The sequence below is a fragment of the Pseudomonas sp. R62 genome, from assembly GCF_000257605.1.
Classification (GTDB): Bacteria; Pseudomonadota; Gammaproteobacteria; order Pseudomonadales; family Pseudomonadaceae; genus Aquipseudomonas; species Aquipseudomonas atacamensis.
On sequence record NZ_JH635999.1, the window covers coordinates 705,705 to 722,059 of the forward strand.

Below are 16,355 nucleotides of genomic sequence, written 5' to 3' on the forward strand. Positions count from 1 at the left end.
CAACTGCGCCGGGGCCAGTGCTGGCAGGTCTTCCAGCCACAAGCGCAGATGTTCGTCCGCCCAGACCTGATCCGCCGGGTAATGCGCCGGCGCCAGCCAGGCGTGGCGGGGCAGGGGTTGCCAGCGGCCCGGCGGGCGTTGGGCGACAAACGCCGGCCAGTCCTTCTGATGCAGCCAACTGCCACGCAAATGTTGCGGATGCGCGCCGTGCGGTGACTCGGCCTGCCCGGGCCACGGATACAGCAGATAACCGCCCAGCCACAGCTGCGCGCTGAAGGTTTCGATATCCAGCGCCGCGAGCACTTCGCGGCTTTCCGGGCGCGCCGAGATCGGCAATTGATGCTCGGCCAGATGCGCTAGCTTACGATCCAACCGATCATGACAACCCGGCCCCAGCCACTGCGCCGGATCGCGGCCATCGCCATCCTGCGGGCCAAGGTAGAGCTTGATCGCCAGTTCCAGGTGATGCACGCCGTCGCGGTCACGCAGCAGCATGTCGAGTTCGCCGAGGGTGTGCCCGGCGCGGCGGATTGGCAGGTTGGCGGCGATCAGTTCGATGCCCGGCGCATGCGAGACGGCGAACTGCCAAAGACGCTCGTAATACAGACCCAGACGGCGGGTGCGCGCCTGCGCCAGCCATTGCAGCAGGCCATAACTGTCGTGGTCGAGCTGGCGCAGCCAGTGTTCCAGGCGCTGCGGGTCTTGTACCCAGTCGCTGCCGGCGAGCGGATGGCGCTGCGGCCACGGTGTAGCGGCGAGCATCGGCGGCGCGAGGATCACCCACGCCAGGTCCCGCACTTCGGGATGGCGTAATCGATGGGGCAACTGCAACAAGTCGGGAAACAGGATCATCTTGCGAGCATAGCCTTAAACCTGAGCGCACCCTTGAGGCTGAAAGGATTTTGTCTATCTGGCGCTTTCGCCCATAATCGGGTTTTCGCGTTTTCGATTGTCCGCAGAGGTCCCATGGAGCAATTTCGTAATATCGGCATCATCGGTCGCCTGGGCAGCTCCCAGGTGCTGGATACCGTCCGCCGACTGAAACGCTTTCTGCTCGACCGTCACCTGCATGTGATCCTCGAAGACACCATCGCTGAAGTCCTGCCCGGCCACGGCCTGCAAACCTCGTCGCGCAAGATGCTCGGCGAAGTCTGCGACATGGTCATCGTCGTCGGCGGTGACGGCAGCCTGCTGGGCGCCGCGCGGGCGCTGGCCAAACACAATATTCCGGTGCTGGGCATCAACCGTGGCAGCCTTGGCTTCCTCACCGATATTCGCCCGGACGAGCTGGAAATCAAGGTCGCCGAAGTGCTCGATGGCCACTATCTGGTGGAAAACCGCTTCCTGCTGCAAGCCGAAGTGCGTCGCCATGGCGAGGCCATCGGCCAGGGCGATGCGCTCAACGACGTGGTGCTGCACCCGGGCAAATCGACGCGGATGATCGAATTCGAGCTGTACATCGACGGCCAGTTCGTCTGCAGCCAGAAGGCCGACGGCCTGATCGTCGCCACGCCCACCGGCTCCACTGCCTACGCCTTGTCTGCCGGCGGGCCGATCATGCATCCCAAGCTCGACGCTATTGTGATTGTGCCGATGTACCCCCATACCTTGTCGGGACGGCCGATCGTGGTCGATGGCAACAGTGAGCTGAAAATCGTCGTGTCCAAAGATATGCAGATCTATCCGCAGGTCTCCTGCGACGGCCAAAACCATTTCACCTGCGCACCGGGCGACACCATCACCGTGAGCAAAAAGGCACAGAAGCTGCGCCTGATTCATCCGCTCGATCACAATTACTACGAGGTGTGCCGCACCAAGCTTGGCTGGGGCAGCAAGCTGGGGGGCGGAGGCGACTGATGCTCGATCCCGCGCGCAGTTACGACCTGATCGGTGACGTGCACGGATGCGCCATGACCCTCGAACACTTGCTGGACCGTCTCGGTTATCACAAGCAGGGCGGGGTCTGGCGGCATCCGTCACGCATGGCGGTGTTCGTCGGCGACATCATCGACCGTGGCCCGCGCATTCGCGAGGCGCTGCACATCGTCCACGACATGGTCGAAGCAGGGCAGGCGCTGTGCATCATGGGCAACCACGAATTCAACGCGCTCGGCTGGGTCACTCCGGCGCCACCGGGCAGCGGCAAGCAGTTCGTGCGCGAACACACCAAGCGCCATGCGCGGCTGTTGCAGGAAACCCTGACTCAATTTGAAAACCATCCCGGCGACTGGCATGACTTCCAGCAGTGGTTCTACGAGCTGCCGCTGTTCGTCGATGCCGGTCGCTTCCGCGTCGTCCATGCGTGCTGGGACGCCGGACTGATCGAGCCGTTGCGGGCGTTGTTCCCCAATGGCTGCGTCGATGAGCATTTCCTCCAGGCCTCGGCGGTGCCCGGCAGCTTCGCCTGCACCGTGTTCGACCGCTTGCTGCGCGGCACCGACATGCGCCTGCCGGGTGGCCTGACCATGACCAGCGGCGACGGTCTGGTGCGTTCGTTCTTCCGCACCAAGTTCTGGGAAGACGACCCGAAAACCTATGGCGACATCGTGTTCCAGCCCGATGCACTGCCCGAACCTGTCGCGCAGACGCCGCTGACTTCCACCGAAAAGAATTCTTTGCTGCGCTATGGCGTCGACGAGCCGTTGCTGTTCGTCGGCCACTACTGGCGCAGCGGCAAACCGGCGCCGATCCGCCCGAACCTCGCGTGCCTGGATTACAGCGCCGTGCTCTACGGCAAACTGGTGGCCTATCGTCTGGACCAGGAAACGCGCCTGGATCCGCAAAAATTCGTCTGGGTCGATGTCGAGCGGCCGGAGGTCCTGCAATGAGTGCGGTAGCGGTATTGCGCCTGCCGTTGGCGGTGGATTTGAGCGGTTTTGTCAAACTGCTGCAACGCATGCAAGTGCCCCATCGCGTCAGCGAAGAGGCGGGCGAACAGGTGCTGTGGGCGCCGGAGGAAATCAGCGAAGACGTGCGTTCCTTGTACGAGCGCTTCCCGGCCGGCGACCCGGATCAGCAACTGGACGTACCCATGGGCCAGACCTTCAAGCGCCCGAGCTTCGCCGAGCAGCTGAAACACGCCAGGGCGACCGGATTGATTCTGCTGTTGAGCCTGATTGTCGGCGGTCTGACCTTTCTCGGTGAAAACCTCGAGACCTTGCGCTGGCTGACCTTCCTCGATTTTCGCGTGATCGGCGAGTACATCCACTTCACGCCACTGGCCGACAGTCTGGCGGCGGGGCAGTGGTGGCGGCTGGTCACGCCGATGCTGATCCACTTCGGCATCCTCCATCTGGCCATGAACGGCATGTGGTACTGGGAGCTGGGGCGGCGCATCGAGTCGCGCCAGGGCAGCATCAACCTGATCGGCCTGACGCTGCTGTTCAGTCTGGTGTCCAACTACGCGCAGTTCGTCTGGAGCGGGCCGAGCCTGTTTGGTGGGCTGTCCGGCGTGCTTTACGGCTTGCTCGGGCATTGCTGGATTTTCCAGCTGCTGGCGCCGAACCCGGCCTATCGTCTGCCGCGCGGCGTGCTGGTGATGATGCTGGTGTGGCTGGTGGTGTGCATTTCCGGGCTGATTTCGCTGATCGGTTTCGGCCAGATCGCCAACGCCGCGCACCTGAGCGGGTTACTCATCGGATGCTTCACCGGTTTGTTGGGCGGTTTGTATAACCGCCGTAAACTGGCCGTCTAACATTTTTTGTTTCAGCAAAGAGCACGGAGACCCTGATGTCCTCTTTCAACGACATGATCAACAACATCACCCCGGACATCTACGAAAGCCTGAAACTGGCCGTGGAAATCGGCAAATGGTCCGACGGCAACAAACTCACTGCCGAACAGCGCGAGCTGTCGTTGCAGGCGATGATTGCCTGGGAAATCCAGAACCTGCCGGAAGACCAGCGCACTGGCTACATGGGCCCGCAAGAGTGTGCGTCGAAGTCGATCGAAGTGCCGAACATCCTGTTCAAGTCGGATGCCATCCATTGATCGAGATTGGCCGCGGTGCAATCAGCAAAATGTCGGCGCGCCTGGACGGGTCGAACGTGCAATACGCGTTTCGTCTGGATGACGTCGAGGTGCCGGTCAATCCGTTGATCGGCAGCACGTTGCGTCTGGAATTCCTGGGGGCGATCCACTGCACCCATTGCGGGCGCAAGACCAAGACCAGTTTCAGTCAGGGTTATTGCTACCCGTGCATGACCAAACTGGCGCAGTGCGACCTGTGCATCATGAGTCCGGAGCGTTGCCACTTCGACGCCGGCACCTGCCGCGATCCGGTGTGGGGCCAGCAGTTCTGCATGACCGATCATGTGGTTTATCTGGCCAACTCGTCGGGGATCAAGGTCGGCATCACCCGTGCCACGCAGTTGCCGACCCGCTGGCTCGATCAGGGCGCGAGTCAGGCGCTGCCGATCATGCGCGTGTCGACACGCCAGCAATCGGGCTTTGTCGAAGACTTGTTCCGCAGTCAGGTGGCGGATAAGACCAACTGGCGCGCACTGCTTAAGGGCGATGCGGCGGCGGTGGATCTGGCGCAGGTGCGCGATCAGTTGTTCGAAAGCTGCGCCGAAGGCCTGCAAGGGTTGCAGGAGCGATTCGGCCTACAGGCGATTCAGACGATTGCCGATGTCGAACCGCTGGAAATCCGCTATCCCGTCGAGCAATACCCGGCGAAAATCGTCAGCTTCAACCTGGACAAGAACCCGATTGCCGAAGGCACGCTGCTGGGGATCAAGGGTCAGTACCTGATCTTCGACACCGGCGTGATCAACATTCGTAAATACACGGCTTATCAGCTCGCCGTGCATCAATAAGGATTCCAGCATGCGCACCGAACAACCGAAGATGATTTACCTCAAGGACTATCAGGCGCCCGAGTACCTGATTGACGAAACGCACCTGACCTTCGAGTTGTTCGAGGACCACAGCCTGGTTCACGCGCAACTGGTGATGCGCCGTAATCCTGAACGTGGCGCCGGACTGCCGCCGCTGGTGCTCGACGGCCAGCAACTTGAGCTGCTCTCGGTGACGCTGGCGGATCAGGAACTGAGCGCTGCTGACTATCAAGTCTCGGACAGTCACCTGACCCTGCAGCCGACCAGTGAAACGTTCACCCTCGACACCAGCGTACGCATCCACCCGGAAACCAATACCGCGCTGGAAGGCCTGTACAAGTCCGGCACGATGTTCTGCACCCAGTGCGAAGCCGAAGGCTTTCGCAAGATCACCTATTACCTCGACCGCCCGGACGTGATGAGCAAGTTCACCACCACCGTCGTGGCCGAACAGCACAGCTACCCGGTGTTGCTCTCCAACGGTAACCCGATCGCTTCCGGCCCCGGCGAAGACGGCCGGCACTGGGCTACCTGGGAAGATCCGTTCAAGAACCGGCGTACCTGTTTGCGCTGGTCGCCGGTGATCTGTGGTGCGTCGAAGACACCTTCACCACCATGAGCCAGCGCAACGTCGCGCTGCGCATTTATGTCGAGCCGGAAAACATCGACAAGTGCCAGCACGCGATGAACAGCCTGAAGAAGTCCATGCGCTGGGACGAAGAGGTCTACGGTCGCGAGTACGATCTGGACATCTTCATGATCGTCGCCGTCAACGATTTCAACATGGGCGCGATGGAGAACAAGGGCCTCAATATCTTCAACTCCAGCGCCGTGCTGGCCCGCGCTGAAACCGCCACCGACGCCGCGCACCAGCGGGTCGAGGCGATTGTCGCCCACGAATACTTCCACAACTGGTCGGGCAACCGCGTCACCTGCCGCGACTGGTTCCAGCTGTCGCTCAAGGAAGGTTTCACGGTGTTCCGCGATGCCGGTTTCTCCTCGGACATGAACTCGGCGACAGTCAAGCGCATTCAGGACGTGGCGTACCTGCGTACCCACCAGTTCGCCGAAGATGCCGGGCCGATGGCCCACGCGGTGCGCCCGGACAGCTTCATCGAGATTTCCAACTTCTACACCCTGACCGTGTACGAAAAGGGCTCGGAAGTGGTCGGCATGATCCACACCTTGCTGGGCGCCGAAGGCTTCCGCAAGGGCAGCGATCTGTACTTCGAACGCCACGACGGCCAGGCCGTGACCTGCGACGACTTCGTCAAGGCCATGGAAGATGCCAATGGCGTTGACCTCAGCCAGTTCAAGCGCTGGTACAGCCAGGCCGGCACACCGCGTCTGGCCGTCAGCGAGTCCTACGACGCTGCGGCGAAAACCTACAGCCTGACCTTCCGCCAGAGCTGCCCGCCGACCCCGGACAAGGTGGAAAAACTGCCGTTCGTGATCCCGGTGGAGCTCGGCTTGCTCGACAGCCAGGGCAATGAAATCGCTCTGCGTCTGGCTGGCGAAGCCTCGGCACAAGGCACCACTCGGGTGATCTCGGTGACCGAAGCCGAGCAGACCTTCACTTTCGTCGACATCAACGAACAGCCTTTGCCGTCGCTGCTGCGCGGCTTCTCGGCGCCAGTGAAATTGAGCTTCCCGTACAACCGCGATCAACTGATGTTCCTGATGCAGCACGACAGCGACGGTTTCAATCGCTGGGATGCCGGTCAGCAACTGTCGGTGCAAGTGCTTCAAGAGTTGATCGGCCAACATCAGAAAGGCGAGAGCCTGAAGCTCGATCCGCGTTTGGTGTCGGCGCTGCGCACGGTGCTGTCCGACGAGTCGCTGGATCAGGCGATGGTTGCCGAAATGCTCTCGCTGCCGGGTGAGGCCTATCTCACCGAGATCAGCGAAGTGGCTGACGTCGAGGCGATTCATGTCGCTCGCGAGTTCGCCCGCAAGCAACTCGCCGAAGGCTTGTTCGAAGCGCTGTGGCTGCGTTATCAGGCCAATCGCGATCTTTCGAAAAAGACTCCGTACGTCGCCGAGGCCGAGCACTTCGCCCGGCGCGCCTTGCAGAACATTGCCCTGTCGTACCTGATGCTCAGCGGCAAGCCGGAAGTGTTGGCGGCGGCGCTGGAGCAGTTCGAGACCGCCGACAACATGACCGAGCGCCTGACTGCGCTGGCGGTGCTGGTCAACTCGCCGTTCGAAGAACAGAAGGCCCTCGCCCTGGCCAGCTTCGCCGAGCACTTCAAGGACAATCCGCTGGTCATGGATCAGTGGTTCAGCGTGCAGGCTGGCAGCACCTTGCCGGGCGGTTTGGAGCGGGTGAAGGCGTTGATGCAGCACCCGGCATTCAACATCAAGAACCCGAACAAGGTGCGGGCATTGATCGGCGCGTTCGCCGGGCAGAACCTGATCAACTTCCACGCGGCGGACGGTTCCGGTTATCGCTTCCTCGCCGATCTGGTGATCGAACTGAACGGCTTCAACCCGCAGATCGCCTCGCGCCAACTGGCCCCGCTGACCCGCTGGCGCAAATACGACAGCGCCCGTCAGGCACTGATGAAGGCCGAGCTGGAGCGGATTCTGGCGTCCGGGTCGCTGTCCAGCGATGTGTATGAAGTGGTGAGCAAAAGCCTGGCGTAACCCGATCCGGTAGGAACCGTCGAGTTGATCGTTCCCATGCTCTGCGTGGGAATGACTCTCTCGACGCTCTGCGTCGGCTTTGGGACGCAGAGCGTCCCTTGCTGCATTCCTTTGCTGCGCGTGGGAACGATCAACAAAAAAATGCCGCTCAACGAGCGGCATTTTCATTTGGCACAACAAACAGCTATTTACGCAGATCAAACCGATCCAGATTCATCACCTTCGTCCATGCCTTGACGAAATCGTTGACGAACTGCGCCTTCGCGTCGGAACTGGCGTACACCTCGGCCAACGCGCGCAATTGCGCATTCGAGCCGAACACCAGATCCACTCGTGTCGCCGTCCACTTTGGCGCCCCGGTCTTGCGGTCACGGCCTTCAAACTCATCGGCATCCCGTGACGTTGGGTTCCACTCAACTCCCATGTCCAGCAGGTGGGTGAAGAAGTCATTGCTCAGCGTTTCGGTTTTGTCGGTGAACACGCCATGCCGCGTCTGGCCGACATTGGTGTTCAATACCCGCAAACCACCCAGCAGCACGGTCATTTCCGGTGCTGTGAGCGTCAGCAACTGCGCCTTGTCGATCAGCAGGGTTTCCGCCGCAACCGTGTATTTGCCTTTGCTGTAATTGCGGAAGCCATCGGCAATCGGTTCGAGGAAGCCGAACGATTCGACATCGGTCTGCTCCTGCGAAGCATCGACGCGGCCAGGTGAAAACGGCACCGACACTGAATGCCCGGCGTTCTGCGCGGCTTTTTCCACCCCGGCATTACCGGCCAGGACGATCAGGTCCGCCAGCGAGATTTTCTTGTCACCGGCGGCGCCGTTGTTGAACTCGCTCTGAATGCCTTCCAGTGTGCTCAGCACCTTGTCCAATTGCTCGGGCTGGTTGGCCTGCCAGAACTTCTGCGGGGCCAGACGCAAGCGTCCGCCGTTGGCGCCACCGCGCTTGTCCGAACCGCGGAAGGTCGATGCTGCAGCCCACGCGGTCGAAACCAGTTGCGACACTGACAACCCTGAAGCCAGCACCTTGTTTTTCAGCGCAGTGGCGTCGCTGTCATCGATCAGCGGGTGCGTCACGTCGGGCAGCGGGTCTTGCCAGAGCAATTCCTCTTGTGGCATTTCCGGGCCGAGGTAGCGGGAGAGCGGACCCATGTCGCGATGGATCAGCTTGTACCAGGCGCGGGCGAACGCGTCGGCGAGCTGATCGGGATTGGCCAGAAAGCGCCGCGAGATTTGTTCGTAGGCAGGATCGAAGCGCAACGCCAGATCGGAGGTGAGCATGGTCGGCGAGAGCTTCTTGTTCGGATCGTGAGCGTGGGGAACGGTGCCTGCACCGGCGCCGTTTTTCGGTTGCCACTGATGGGCGCCCGCCGGGCTTTTGGTCAGCTCCCACTCGAAGCCGAACAGGTTTTCCAGATAGTTGTTGCTCCACTGCGTTGGTGTGGTGGTCCAGGTCACTTCCAGACCACTGGTGATGGTGTCGGCGCCTTTACCGGTGCCGAAGGCGTTTTTCCAGCCCAGACCCTGTTGCTCCAGACCGGCCGCTTCCGGCTCTGGGCCGACATTGTCGGCCGGGCCGGCGCCATGGGTCTTGCCGAACGCGTGGCCGCCGGCGATCAGCGCCACGGTTTCTTCATCGTTCATGGCCATGCGGCCGAAGGTTTCGCGAATATCCTTGGCCGAGGCCACCGGGTCCGGGTTGCCTTCCGGGCCTTCCGGGTTGACGTAGATCAGACCCATCTGCACGGCGGCGAGGGGATTTTCCAGATTGCGTTCGCCCTGATCGGTGCGGCTTTCTTCACGGCCATGCAGATCGGGCTCAGCCACCAGCGTGCCGTCGCCGGGCTCTTGCACCGGGCCATTGCTCTTGCCGTAACGGTTATCGCCGCCCAGCCACTCGGTTTCCGAACCCCAGTACACGTCTTCATCCGGTTCCCAGACATCGGCGCGGCCCCCGGAAAAACCGAAGGTCTTGAAGCCCATGGATTCCAGCGCGACGTTGCCGGTAAGCACGATCAAGTCAGCCCAGGAAATATTGCGCCCGTATTTTTGCTTGATCGGCCACAGCAGGCGGCGGGCCTTGTCGAGGCTGACGTTGTCCGGCCAACTGTTCAGCGGGGCGAAGCGTTGCTGTCCGGAGCCGGCGCCCCCACGGCCATCGGCGGTGCGATAGGTCCCGGCGCTGTGCCAGGCCATGCGCACGAACAGCGGGCCGTAATGGCCGAAGTCGGCCGGCCACCAGTCCTGGGAGTCAGTCATCAGCGCTCTGATGTCTTGTTTCAACGCCTGAAAATCGAGGCTTTTGAAGGCTTTGGCGTAGTCGAAGTCCTGGCCCAGCGGATCGGACTTGGGGGAATGCTGGCTGAGGATTTTCAGATTGAGTTGATTCGGCCACCAGTCACGGTTCGTCGTACCGCCGCCGGCGGCGTGGTTGAACGGGCATTTCGATTCGTTTGCCATGTTCGTATCCCTATCAGGTCTGCGGCCGGCTCGTGCCGACTTCGGACTGGTAAGGCTAGACCCGAGTTGGCAAGTCGGCTAATAGCCCGACTATTGGATACCGATAGGCAAACTCTTTCACCGCACAGGCAGGAGCTGCCGAAGGCTGCGATCTTTTGATCTTTGTTCACCAAAAAATCAAAAGCAAAGATCGCAGCCTTCGGCAGCTCCTACAGGGGTTAGCTCGATTGTGCGGTGTCGTCCTCTGGCACGTCGTCGAGGATGTCTTCCTGGCCGGGCAGTTCAGTGATCACGCTGAAGTCCGAGACCTCGACCGCGCCATTGCCATACCCCAGCAAATGAAACGAGAACGCTTTGCGCGGCTGGGGGTTTTCAAAGCTGAAGTCCAACTCCAGTGGCTGGTCCGCCGTGGCGACCATTTCCGTAGGCAGGCCCAGTTGCACGTCCTGTTCGAATTGCTTGGCCTTGAGCTGAATGTACGCCGCCTGCTGCGGATCGACCGAGCGCACGGTCAGGCGCACGCGGGTGTGCGAGCCTTTGGGCATTTCCAGGTATTGCGCGCCGATCAGGTTGTCGGCCCAGTCATCCTTGATCTGCGCTTGCAGAGGGATGATGTTGTTGCTGCCGAACTGGTAGCGATGATTGAGCGGTGTGCGCAGCAAGGACAGGTCCAGCGCATCGGCGCGCGCGGCGATCTGCCGGGCCGGGTGGCCGCTGTAGGTGCCTTTGTAGGTGGCACTGTCAGCAATGAAACCGGTGCTTTGGTAATAGCGGCAGCGGCGCGGCAGGTCGCACTCGGAGAAGATGCCCTGACCGTTGTGGTAACGCAGTTTGCCGTTGGTGAACGACATGATTTCGCGCCCCGAATCGTAGTCGCGAAACAGCGAGCGGCCGCTCAGCGCAGTCGGCACCGGCAGGTCGAAATAGTCGAGGATCGAGGTGCTCAGATCTACGTGGCCGTAGACTCCGGCATTCAGACGCGGCAGTTGCGCCTGCTCCGGTGCCAGCGTCAGGTTGAAACCCCACGAGGAGGCCAGTCGCACACCGTCGATGCCGTGGGATTCATCCGAGGTGATCACCACCAGTGTGTCCTTGAGAACGCCCTGGCGCTCAAGTCCGGCAAGAAACTGATCCAGCGCATCGTCGAGATAACCGACGGCAGCCTGCTTGGGCGTCTCATAACGCTGCAGATAATCGTCCGGTGCCGAGTAGGGCTGATGGGTGCCGACCGTCAGCAGCGTGAGCATCCACGGCTGTTTTTGCTTCTTCAGTTGGCCGACGTAATCCAGCGCACCTTCGAAGAACGCCTTGTCATCCTTGCCCCAGGGGAATTCCAGATAGTTGCTGTTGCTGAACCATTCCAGACCGTGGGTCGCATCGAAACCGATGTGCGGCATGATCTTGTCTTTGGCCATGAAGCGCAGGCCGGCGCCCTGCAAGTAATGAGTGCTGAAGCCGTGCTCGCGCAATTGTGCCGGCAGGCAGGCCTGATTGCGTTCGTTGAGGGTGAGCATTTCCACGCCTTTGGGCGTGCCATTGTTGAGCTTGTCGTAGTCACCGCAGAGCATGGCGTACAGACCGCGAATGGTCTGATGGGTGTGCAGCACGTAATCCGGGGTGTTCATGCCGCGCTCGGCCCAGCGGCTGAGGTTGGGCATCAGGTCTTCCTGGTAATGGCTGCCGATCGCCTCACGGTTGGCACGGATGTAGGCGCCGGGGATGCCTTCGAGCGCGATGATCAACACATTGCGCGCCTGGCCTGGCGCGGCGAGCAGCTTCTGGCCATTGAGATCGACGTCGGTGAGCCCGGCCATCGCCGGTGTGGGTTCTTCAACGTCGCCGTCGAGCCATTCCTCGGCCTGGATCTGCAGGTCGGCGACTTCACTGGCGAGCAACTGATGCGGCAGGTTGTACAGGCGCCAGGCGTCGCCGTCATTCGGCCACAGGTTTTGCGCGCCCCAATGGGCGGCGAACAACACAATAGGCGCGGCCCAGACGGAGCGAGGCAGAGCAGGGCGAGACAAGCCGCGACCAACAAACTGAGTCAGCAGCCAGAAAGCCAGGGCACCCAGCAAAGCCATGGCCAGGGCAGGGTGCGCAAGTCCGCCGCCAGTGGAGTTTTCGACGAATTGCGGGTCGATCAGGTAGTGAATATCCGAAGGCGTCGGCAGGCGGCCGACGGCGCTGACCAATTCTGCCGTGGCGATCGCCAGCAGCGCCCAGAACATCAGCACCGGCAAACCCAGCCACCATGCGCGGCGATGCAGCGTTACCACCAGCAAACTGCCGACGGCCAGATCCGACAAAAAGCCCAGCGGGTTTGACCAGCCCAGCGCCGCCCGCAGGCACACCGGCACGACCAATACCAGAACGATGAGAGAAAGAAGGCGGGCATTCGGCCGCCGCAGCCAGTTGAAAAGAGCGCTCACAAAAAAGGCCTGCTTGTCATCAAAGGGTCAAAAAAGTGTGAGTGATAATACCAAGGGCAGGAAGGCTGATCGGCTTTTAAAACCTGCGGCTGGCGATCGCTGAAACGGCGCGTGCCCATAGCGGGCGTGGGTTGTGGGACGTATGGCCGTTTTTCGGAGGGGCAGTTTTTTGTTTCAGACTGTTGTAGGTCCATCCACTGCCTGAATTTCAGCAGCAGACGCTAAATCGCGGAGTGCTATCGATATGCGATAAAGATATTTAAGTTCTATTTTTTATAGCTATAAAGTCAGGCCTTTCAGCCCACCCCCATGCTGCGAGGTTGTCATGGCCACACCGTTCAAACGTTCTGCGCTGACTCTGTTGGCCGCAACTCTGGCAGCGGGCGCGCTGTTCAGCAGCGGCGCCCGGGCCGAGGGCAAAATCAGCATCGCCCAGCAATTCGGCATTGGTTACCTGATTCTCGACGTCGTGCGCGATCAACAACTGATCGAGAAACACGGCAAGGCCCAGGGCCTGGAGATCAAGGTCGACTGGAACAGCATTTCCGGCGCGACGGCCATGAATGAGGCGCTGCTCACCGGCGCGCTGGACGTCGTCTCGGCCGGCGTGCCGCCGATGCTCACTGTGTGGGATCGCACCAAGGGCAAACAGAACGTCAAAGCCATCGCCGCGCTGGGCTCGATGCCCAATTACCTGCTGACCAACAACCCGAACATCAAAACGCTGAAAGACTTCAGCGACAAGGATCGTATCGCCGTGCCTGCCGCTGGCGTGGGTTTCCAGTCGCGCACCCTGCAGATTGAAACCGCCAGGGAATTCGGAGACGAGCAGTTCAAGAAGTTCGACAACATTTCAGTCAGCCTGCCGCACCCGGACGCCACCGCTGCGCTGATCGCTGGCGGCTCGGAAATCAACTCGCATTTCTCCAGCCCACCGTTCCAGTACCAGGCGCTGCAAAACCCCAACGTGCATAAAGTGCTGAGCTCCTACGACATCCTCGGCGGCCCGGCGACGTTCAACGTTCTCTACACCACGGAAAAATTCCACGACGAAAACCCGAAAACCTACAAGGCGTTCTACGACGCACTGGCGGAAGCGGAGAACATCATCAAAGCCGACAAACCCGCCGCCGCCCAAGCCTACATTCGTGTAGAGCAATCGAAACTGCCGCTGGCCCTGGTCGAGCAAATCGTCAAAGACCCGGAAATCGACTTCACCGTTGTGCCGCACCGCACGTTCATCTACGCCGAGAAATTGCAGGAACTGGGCGTGTTGAAAAACAAGGCGGCGAGCTGGAAGGATTACTTCTTTGAAGAAGCGCATGGTGGTGCGGGGAGTTGAGGAATTGGGCGTCACCCGGCACTACTGTGGGAGCGAGCTTGCTCGCGAAAGTGGAGTTTCCGCCACGAATGAATTGACTGGCCTGACGCCTTCGCGAGCAAGCTCGCTCCCACAGGTTTTTTCGGCGGATGCGGAATAGGGCATCACTCAGAATTAATGTGGGAGCGAGCCTGCTCGCGAAAGCGGAGTTTCAGCCACAGATGATTTGACTGACCTGACGCCTTCGCGAGCAGGCTCACTCCCACAGGTTTAGCGGCGTAAGCCTTCTTCCGGCCAATAAAAAACGGGGCGGCACGATCATCGATCAAGCCGCCCCGCTTATTTGTCGGGCGAACAGTCTTTCAGTCAGCGATCAATGCATCTTGCTGTGATCGTGGCCGCCCATATTGGTCAGCGCGCGGACCGGTGCCTTGACTTCAATGGTTTCTTTCTCGCCCTTGGCATTTTCCACGGTCAGGTTCAGCGGCACGCTGTCGCCTTCCTTCAACTGACCGGTCAGGCCCATCAGCATGACGTGGTAGCCGTTCGGATCGAAGCTGACGGCTTTGCCGGCCGGCAGCTCAACTGATTTCACCGGGCCCATGGTCATGACGTCGTTCTTCATGCTCATTTCATGAATCTGCACGTCCTTGGCCACTGGCGAGGCAACGCTGAGCAGTTTGCTGTCGCTGTCGGCAGTGACGGTCATGAACGCGCCGCTGGCGGACTGGGTCGGCACGGTGGCACGGACCCAAGCGTCGTCGACTTTGGTCTGCGCTGACGCCTGAAAGGCCAGGCCGAGCAGGGACAGTGCACATACGGTGCGTTTGAGGTGATTCAGAACGGGATGCATCAGCAGACCTCCATAACAGTAAGCAAATCTTCCGTGCACTCTTGGGCTGTCAGCGAAGTGGACAGGCCCAGGCGCAACTCACCACGCGAGTCGTAGACGTAGCTGGTGGACGTATGGGAGATGGTGTAAGTGTCGCCGGCCGGGACTTTCTCGTAGAACACGTCGAATTCCTTGGCGGTGGCCTTGGTTTCTTCAAGCGTGCCGTACAGCGCGACGAAGCTCGGATCGAAGGCTTTGACGTAGGCGTCGAGGATCTGCGGCGTGTCGCGCTCGGGGTCGAGGGTGATGAACACCACTTGCAAACGATCGCCGTCGCGGCCCATGAGTTTCTTGATCTGCGCGGCGCGGGCCAGGGTGGTGGGGCAAACGGCCGGGCACTGGGTGAAGCCGAAGAAGATCATCGGCATCATTCCGCGAAAGCTCGACAGCGACATGGTTTCGCCTTCGGGATTCTTCAGCTTGAAGGTGCGTCCGAGGATCTTGTCGCTCAGATCCTTGCCGTACTTGTACGACAGTTGGCCACGGGTATCGCAACCGGCGAGCAGGCCGAGCCCGAGCACGCCCATTCCCGCAAGTACCTTGCGGCGAGTCAACAAAGCCGTCATCTAATACCGCCTTTTGCAGCCCGCCAGTCGGCAGGACTGGCGAGGGGTTAACCGTAAAAGCGCCGCATGATAGCAAACTGAGGCTGATCGCCGGCTGCCGATCGCCGCGCGGTGCGGGAGTGGACGACAAAAGGTGTAAGAAGAAATGACGAATAAGCCTTACGTCTAAACTTGATTTAAATAGTATGACGATTGGAGGCTAGCGCAGAAACACGTACTCTTGCCGCTGCGCTGCAAAGACCAAAACAACAACAGGAGTCTGTAATGCAACCGATTCGTCTCGGCCTTGTGGGCTACGGCAAGATCGCCCAGGATCAACACGTTCCCGCCATCCTCGCCAACCCGGCGTTTCAGTTGGTGGCGGTCGCAACCCAGGGCAAACCTTGCGCCGGGGTGGAAAACTTCCAGTCGCTGGGTGAACTGCTCGAAAACGGCCCGACTGTCGACGCAATTGCGTTCTGCACGCCGCCACAGGGGCGCTTCGCACTGATGCAACAGGCGTTGGCGGCCGGCAAGCACGTGCTGGTGGAAAAACCGCCCTGTGCGACATTGGGCGAGGCCATGGCCCTGGTCGATCAAGTCGCCGATCAAGGCGTCAGCGCTTTGTTCGCCTGGCATTCACGCTACGCACCGGGCATCGCCGCCGCCCGCGACTGGATTGCCAGCCGCACCCTGCAAAGCGTGCAGATCGACTGGAAGGAAGACGTGCGCAAGTGGCATCCGGGTCAGGCATGGATCTGGCAGCCGGGCGGCCTCGGTGTGTTCGACCCGGGCATCAACGCCTTGTCGATCGTCACCCACCTGCTGGCGCTGCCGCTGTTTGTCGAAGCCGCCGAACTGCGCGTGCCGAGCAACTGCCAGTCGCCGATTGCCGCCTCGATCAAAATGTCTGACCCGCATCAGTTGGACGTACGCGCCGAGTTCGATTTCGACCATGGCCACGACGAACTGTGGAGCATCGAAATCCGCTGCGTCGAAGGCATCCTGCGCCTGGACAATGGCGGCGCGGTGCTGAGCATCGACGGCGTGCGCCAAAGCGTCTCGGAGGAGGGCGAGTACGCAGCGGTCTACCGCCACTTCCAGCAATTGATCAGCGACAAGGACAGCGACCTGGATCTGCAGCCGTTGCGCCTGGTGGCGGACAGTTTCTTTGTCGGTAGTCGGGCGTTGGTTGAGCCGTTTTACGATTGAGTGAATTTCAG

The 16,355-nt window shown here is 60.8% G+C and carries 12 protein-coding genes and 1 pseudogene; 8 read left to right on the forward strand and 5 right to left on the reverse strand.

The window, feature by feature from the left end; genetic code table 11:
• A partial coding sequence (locus tag OQK_RS21515; RefSeq protein WP_038861523.1) for a DUF1853 family protein occupies positions 1 to 852 on the reverse strand: 852 nt, incomplete at its 3' end.
• Between the two features lie 114 nt (positions 853 to 966).
• Here OQK_RS21515 and OQK_RS21520 point away from each other — a divergent pair.
• From OQK_RS21520 to pepN, 6 genes and pseudogenes are all read left to right on the forward strand, one after another.
• On the forward strand, positions 967 to 1,857 hold the full coding sequence (locus OQK_RS21520; protein WP_016774212.1) for an NAD(+) kinase: 891 nt from the start codon (positions 967 to 969) through the stop codon (positions 1,855 to 1,857).
• A complete protein-coding gene (locus tag OQK_RS21525) occupies positions 1,857 to 2,828 on the forward strand; it encodes a metallophosphoesterase (protein ID WP_016774213.1) in 972 nt (323 codons plus the stop codon). Before OQK_RS21520 ends, OQK_RS21525 begins: the two co-directional genes overlap by 1 nt.
• Complete coding sequence (locus OQK_RS21530; RefSeq protein ID WP_016774214.1) at positions 2,825 to 3,694, forward strand: rhomboid family intramembrane serine protease; 870 nt, start codon at positions 2,825 to 2,827, stop codon at positions 3,692 to 3,694. The genes OQK_RS21525 and OQK_RS21530 overlap by 4 nt, the downstream gene beginning before the upstream one ends.
• 35 nt (positions 3,695 to 3,729) lie before the next feature.
• Positions 3,730 to 3,990 (forward strand): YeaC family protein, encoded by a 261-nt coding sequence (locus OQK_RS21535; protein WP_016774215.1) that lies wholly within the window; start codon positions 3,730 to 3,732, stop codon positions 3,988 to 3,990.
• The gene (locus tag OQK_RS21540) at positions 3,987 to 4,817 is read left to right on the forward strand and encodes a DUF2797 domain-containing protein (protein WP_016774216.1); all 831 of its coding nucleotides are present in this window, start codon (positions 3,987 to 3,989) and stop codon (positions 4,815 to 4,817) included. Before OQK_RS21535 ends, OQK_RS21540 begins: the two co-directional genes overlap by 4 nt.
• 10 nt (positions 4,818 to 4,827) lie before the next feature.
• Positions 4,828 to 7,484: pseudogene (gene pepN, locus OQK_RS21545) on the forward strand (aminopeptidase N).
• Positions 7,485 to 7,668: 184 nt separating this feature from the next.
• Here pepN and katG read toward each other — a convergent pair.
• Both katG and OQK_RS21555 read right to left on the reverse strand, forming a co-directional pair.
• Positions 7,669 to 9,945, reverse strand: coding sequence for a catalase/peroxidase HPI (katG, locus tag OQK_RS21550; RefSeq protein WP_016774217.1), 2,277 nt, complete (start codon positions 9,943 to 9,945; stop codon positions 7,669 to 7,671).
• A 218-nt stretch (positions 9,946 to 10,163) separates the two neighbouring features.
• The gene (locus tag OQK_RS21555) at positions 10,164 to 12,374 is read right to left on the reverse strand and encodes an LTA synthase family protein (RefSeq protein WP_016774218.1); all 2,211 of its coding nucleotides are present in this window, start codon (positions 12,372 to 12,374) and stop codon (positions 10,164 to 10,166) included.
• Positions 12,375 to 12,699: 325 nt separating this feature from the next.
• Between OQK_RS21555 and OQK_RS21560 the strand changes: the two genes are divergently transcribed.
• Positions 12,700 to 13,716: an ABC transporter substrate-binding protein gene (locus OQK_RS21560; protein WP_016774219.1), complete on the forward strand. Its 1,017-nt coding sequence runs from the start codon at positions 12,700 to 12,702 to the stop codon at positions 13,714 to 13,716.
• Between the two features lie 352 nt (positions 13,717 to 14,068).
• Here the strand turns inward: OQK_RS21560 and OQK_RS21565 are convergent, their stop codons facing one another.
• Together OQK_RS21565 and OQK_RS21570 are read right to left on the reverse strand one after the other, a co-directional pair.
• A complete protein-coding gene (locus OQK_RS21565) occupies positions 14,069 to 14,548 on the reverse strand; it encodes a copper chaperone PCu(A)C (RefSeq protein ID WP_016774220.1) in 480 nt (159 codons plus the stop codon).
• The gene (locus OQK_RS21570) at positions 14,548 to 15,153 is read right to left on the reverse strand and encodes an SCO family protein (protein WP_016774221.1); all 606 of its coding nucleotides are present in this window, start codon (positions 15,151 to 15,153) and stop codon (positions 14,548 to 14,550) included. Before OQK_RS21570 ends, OQK_RS21565 begins: the two co-directional genes overlap by 1 nt.
• A 264-nt stretch (positions 15,154 to 15,417) precedes the next feature.
• On the opposite strand from OQK_RS21570, the gene OQK_RS21575 reads away from it, so the two are divergent.
• Positions 15,418 to 16,344, forward strand: coding sequence for a Gfo/Idh/MocA family protein (locus OQK_RS21575; protein ID WP_016774222.1), 927 nt, complete (start codon positions 15,418 to 15,420; stop codon positions 16,342 to 16,344).
• Positions 16,345 to 16,355: the final 11 nt, after the last annotated feature.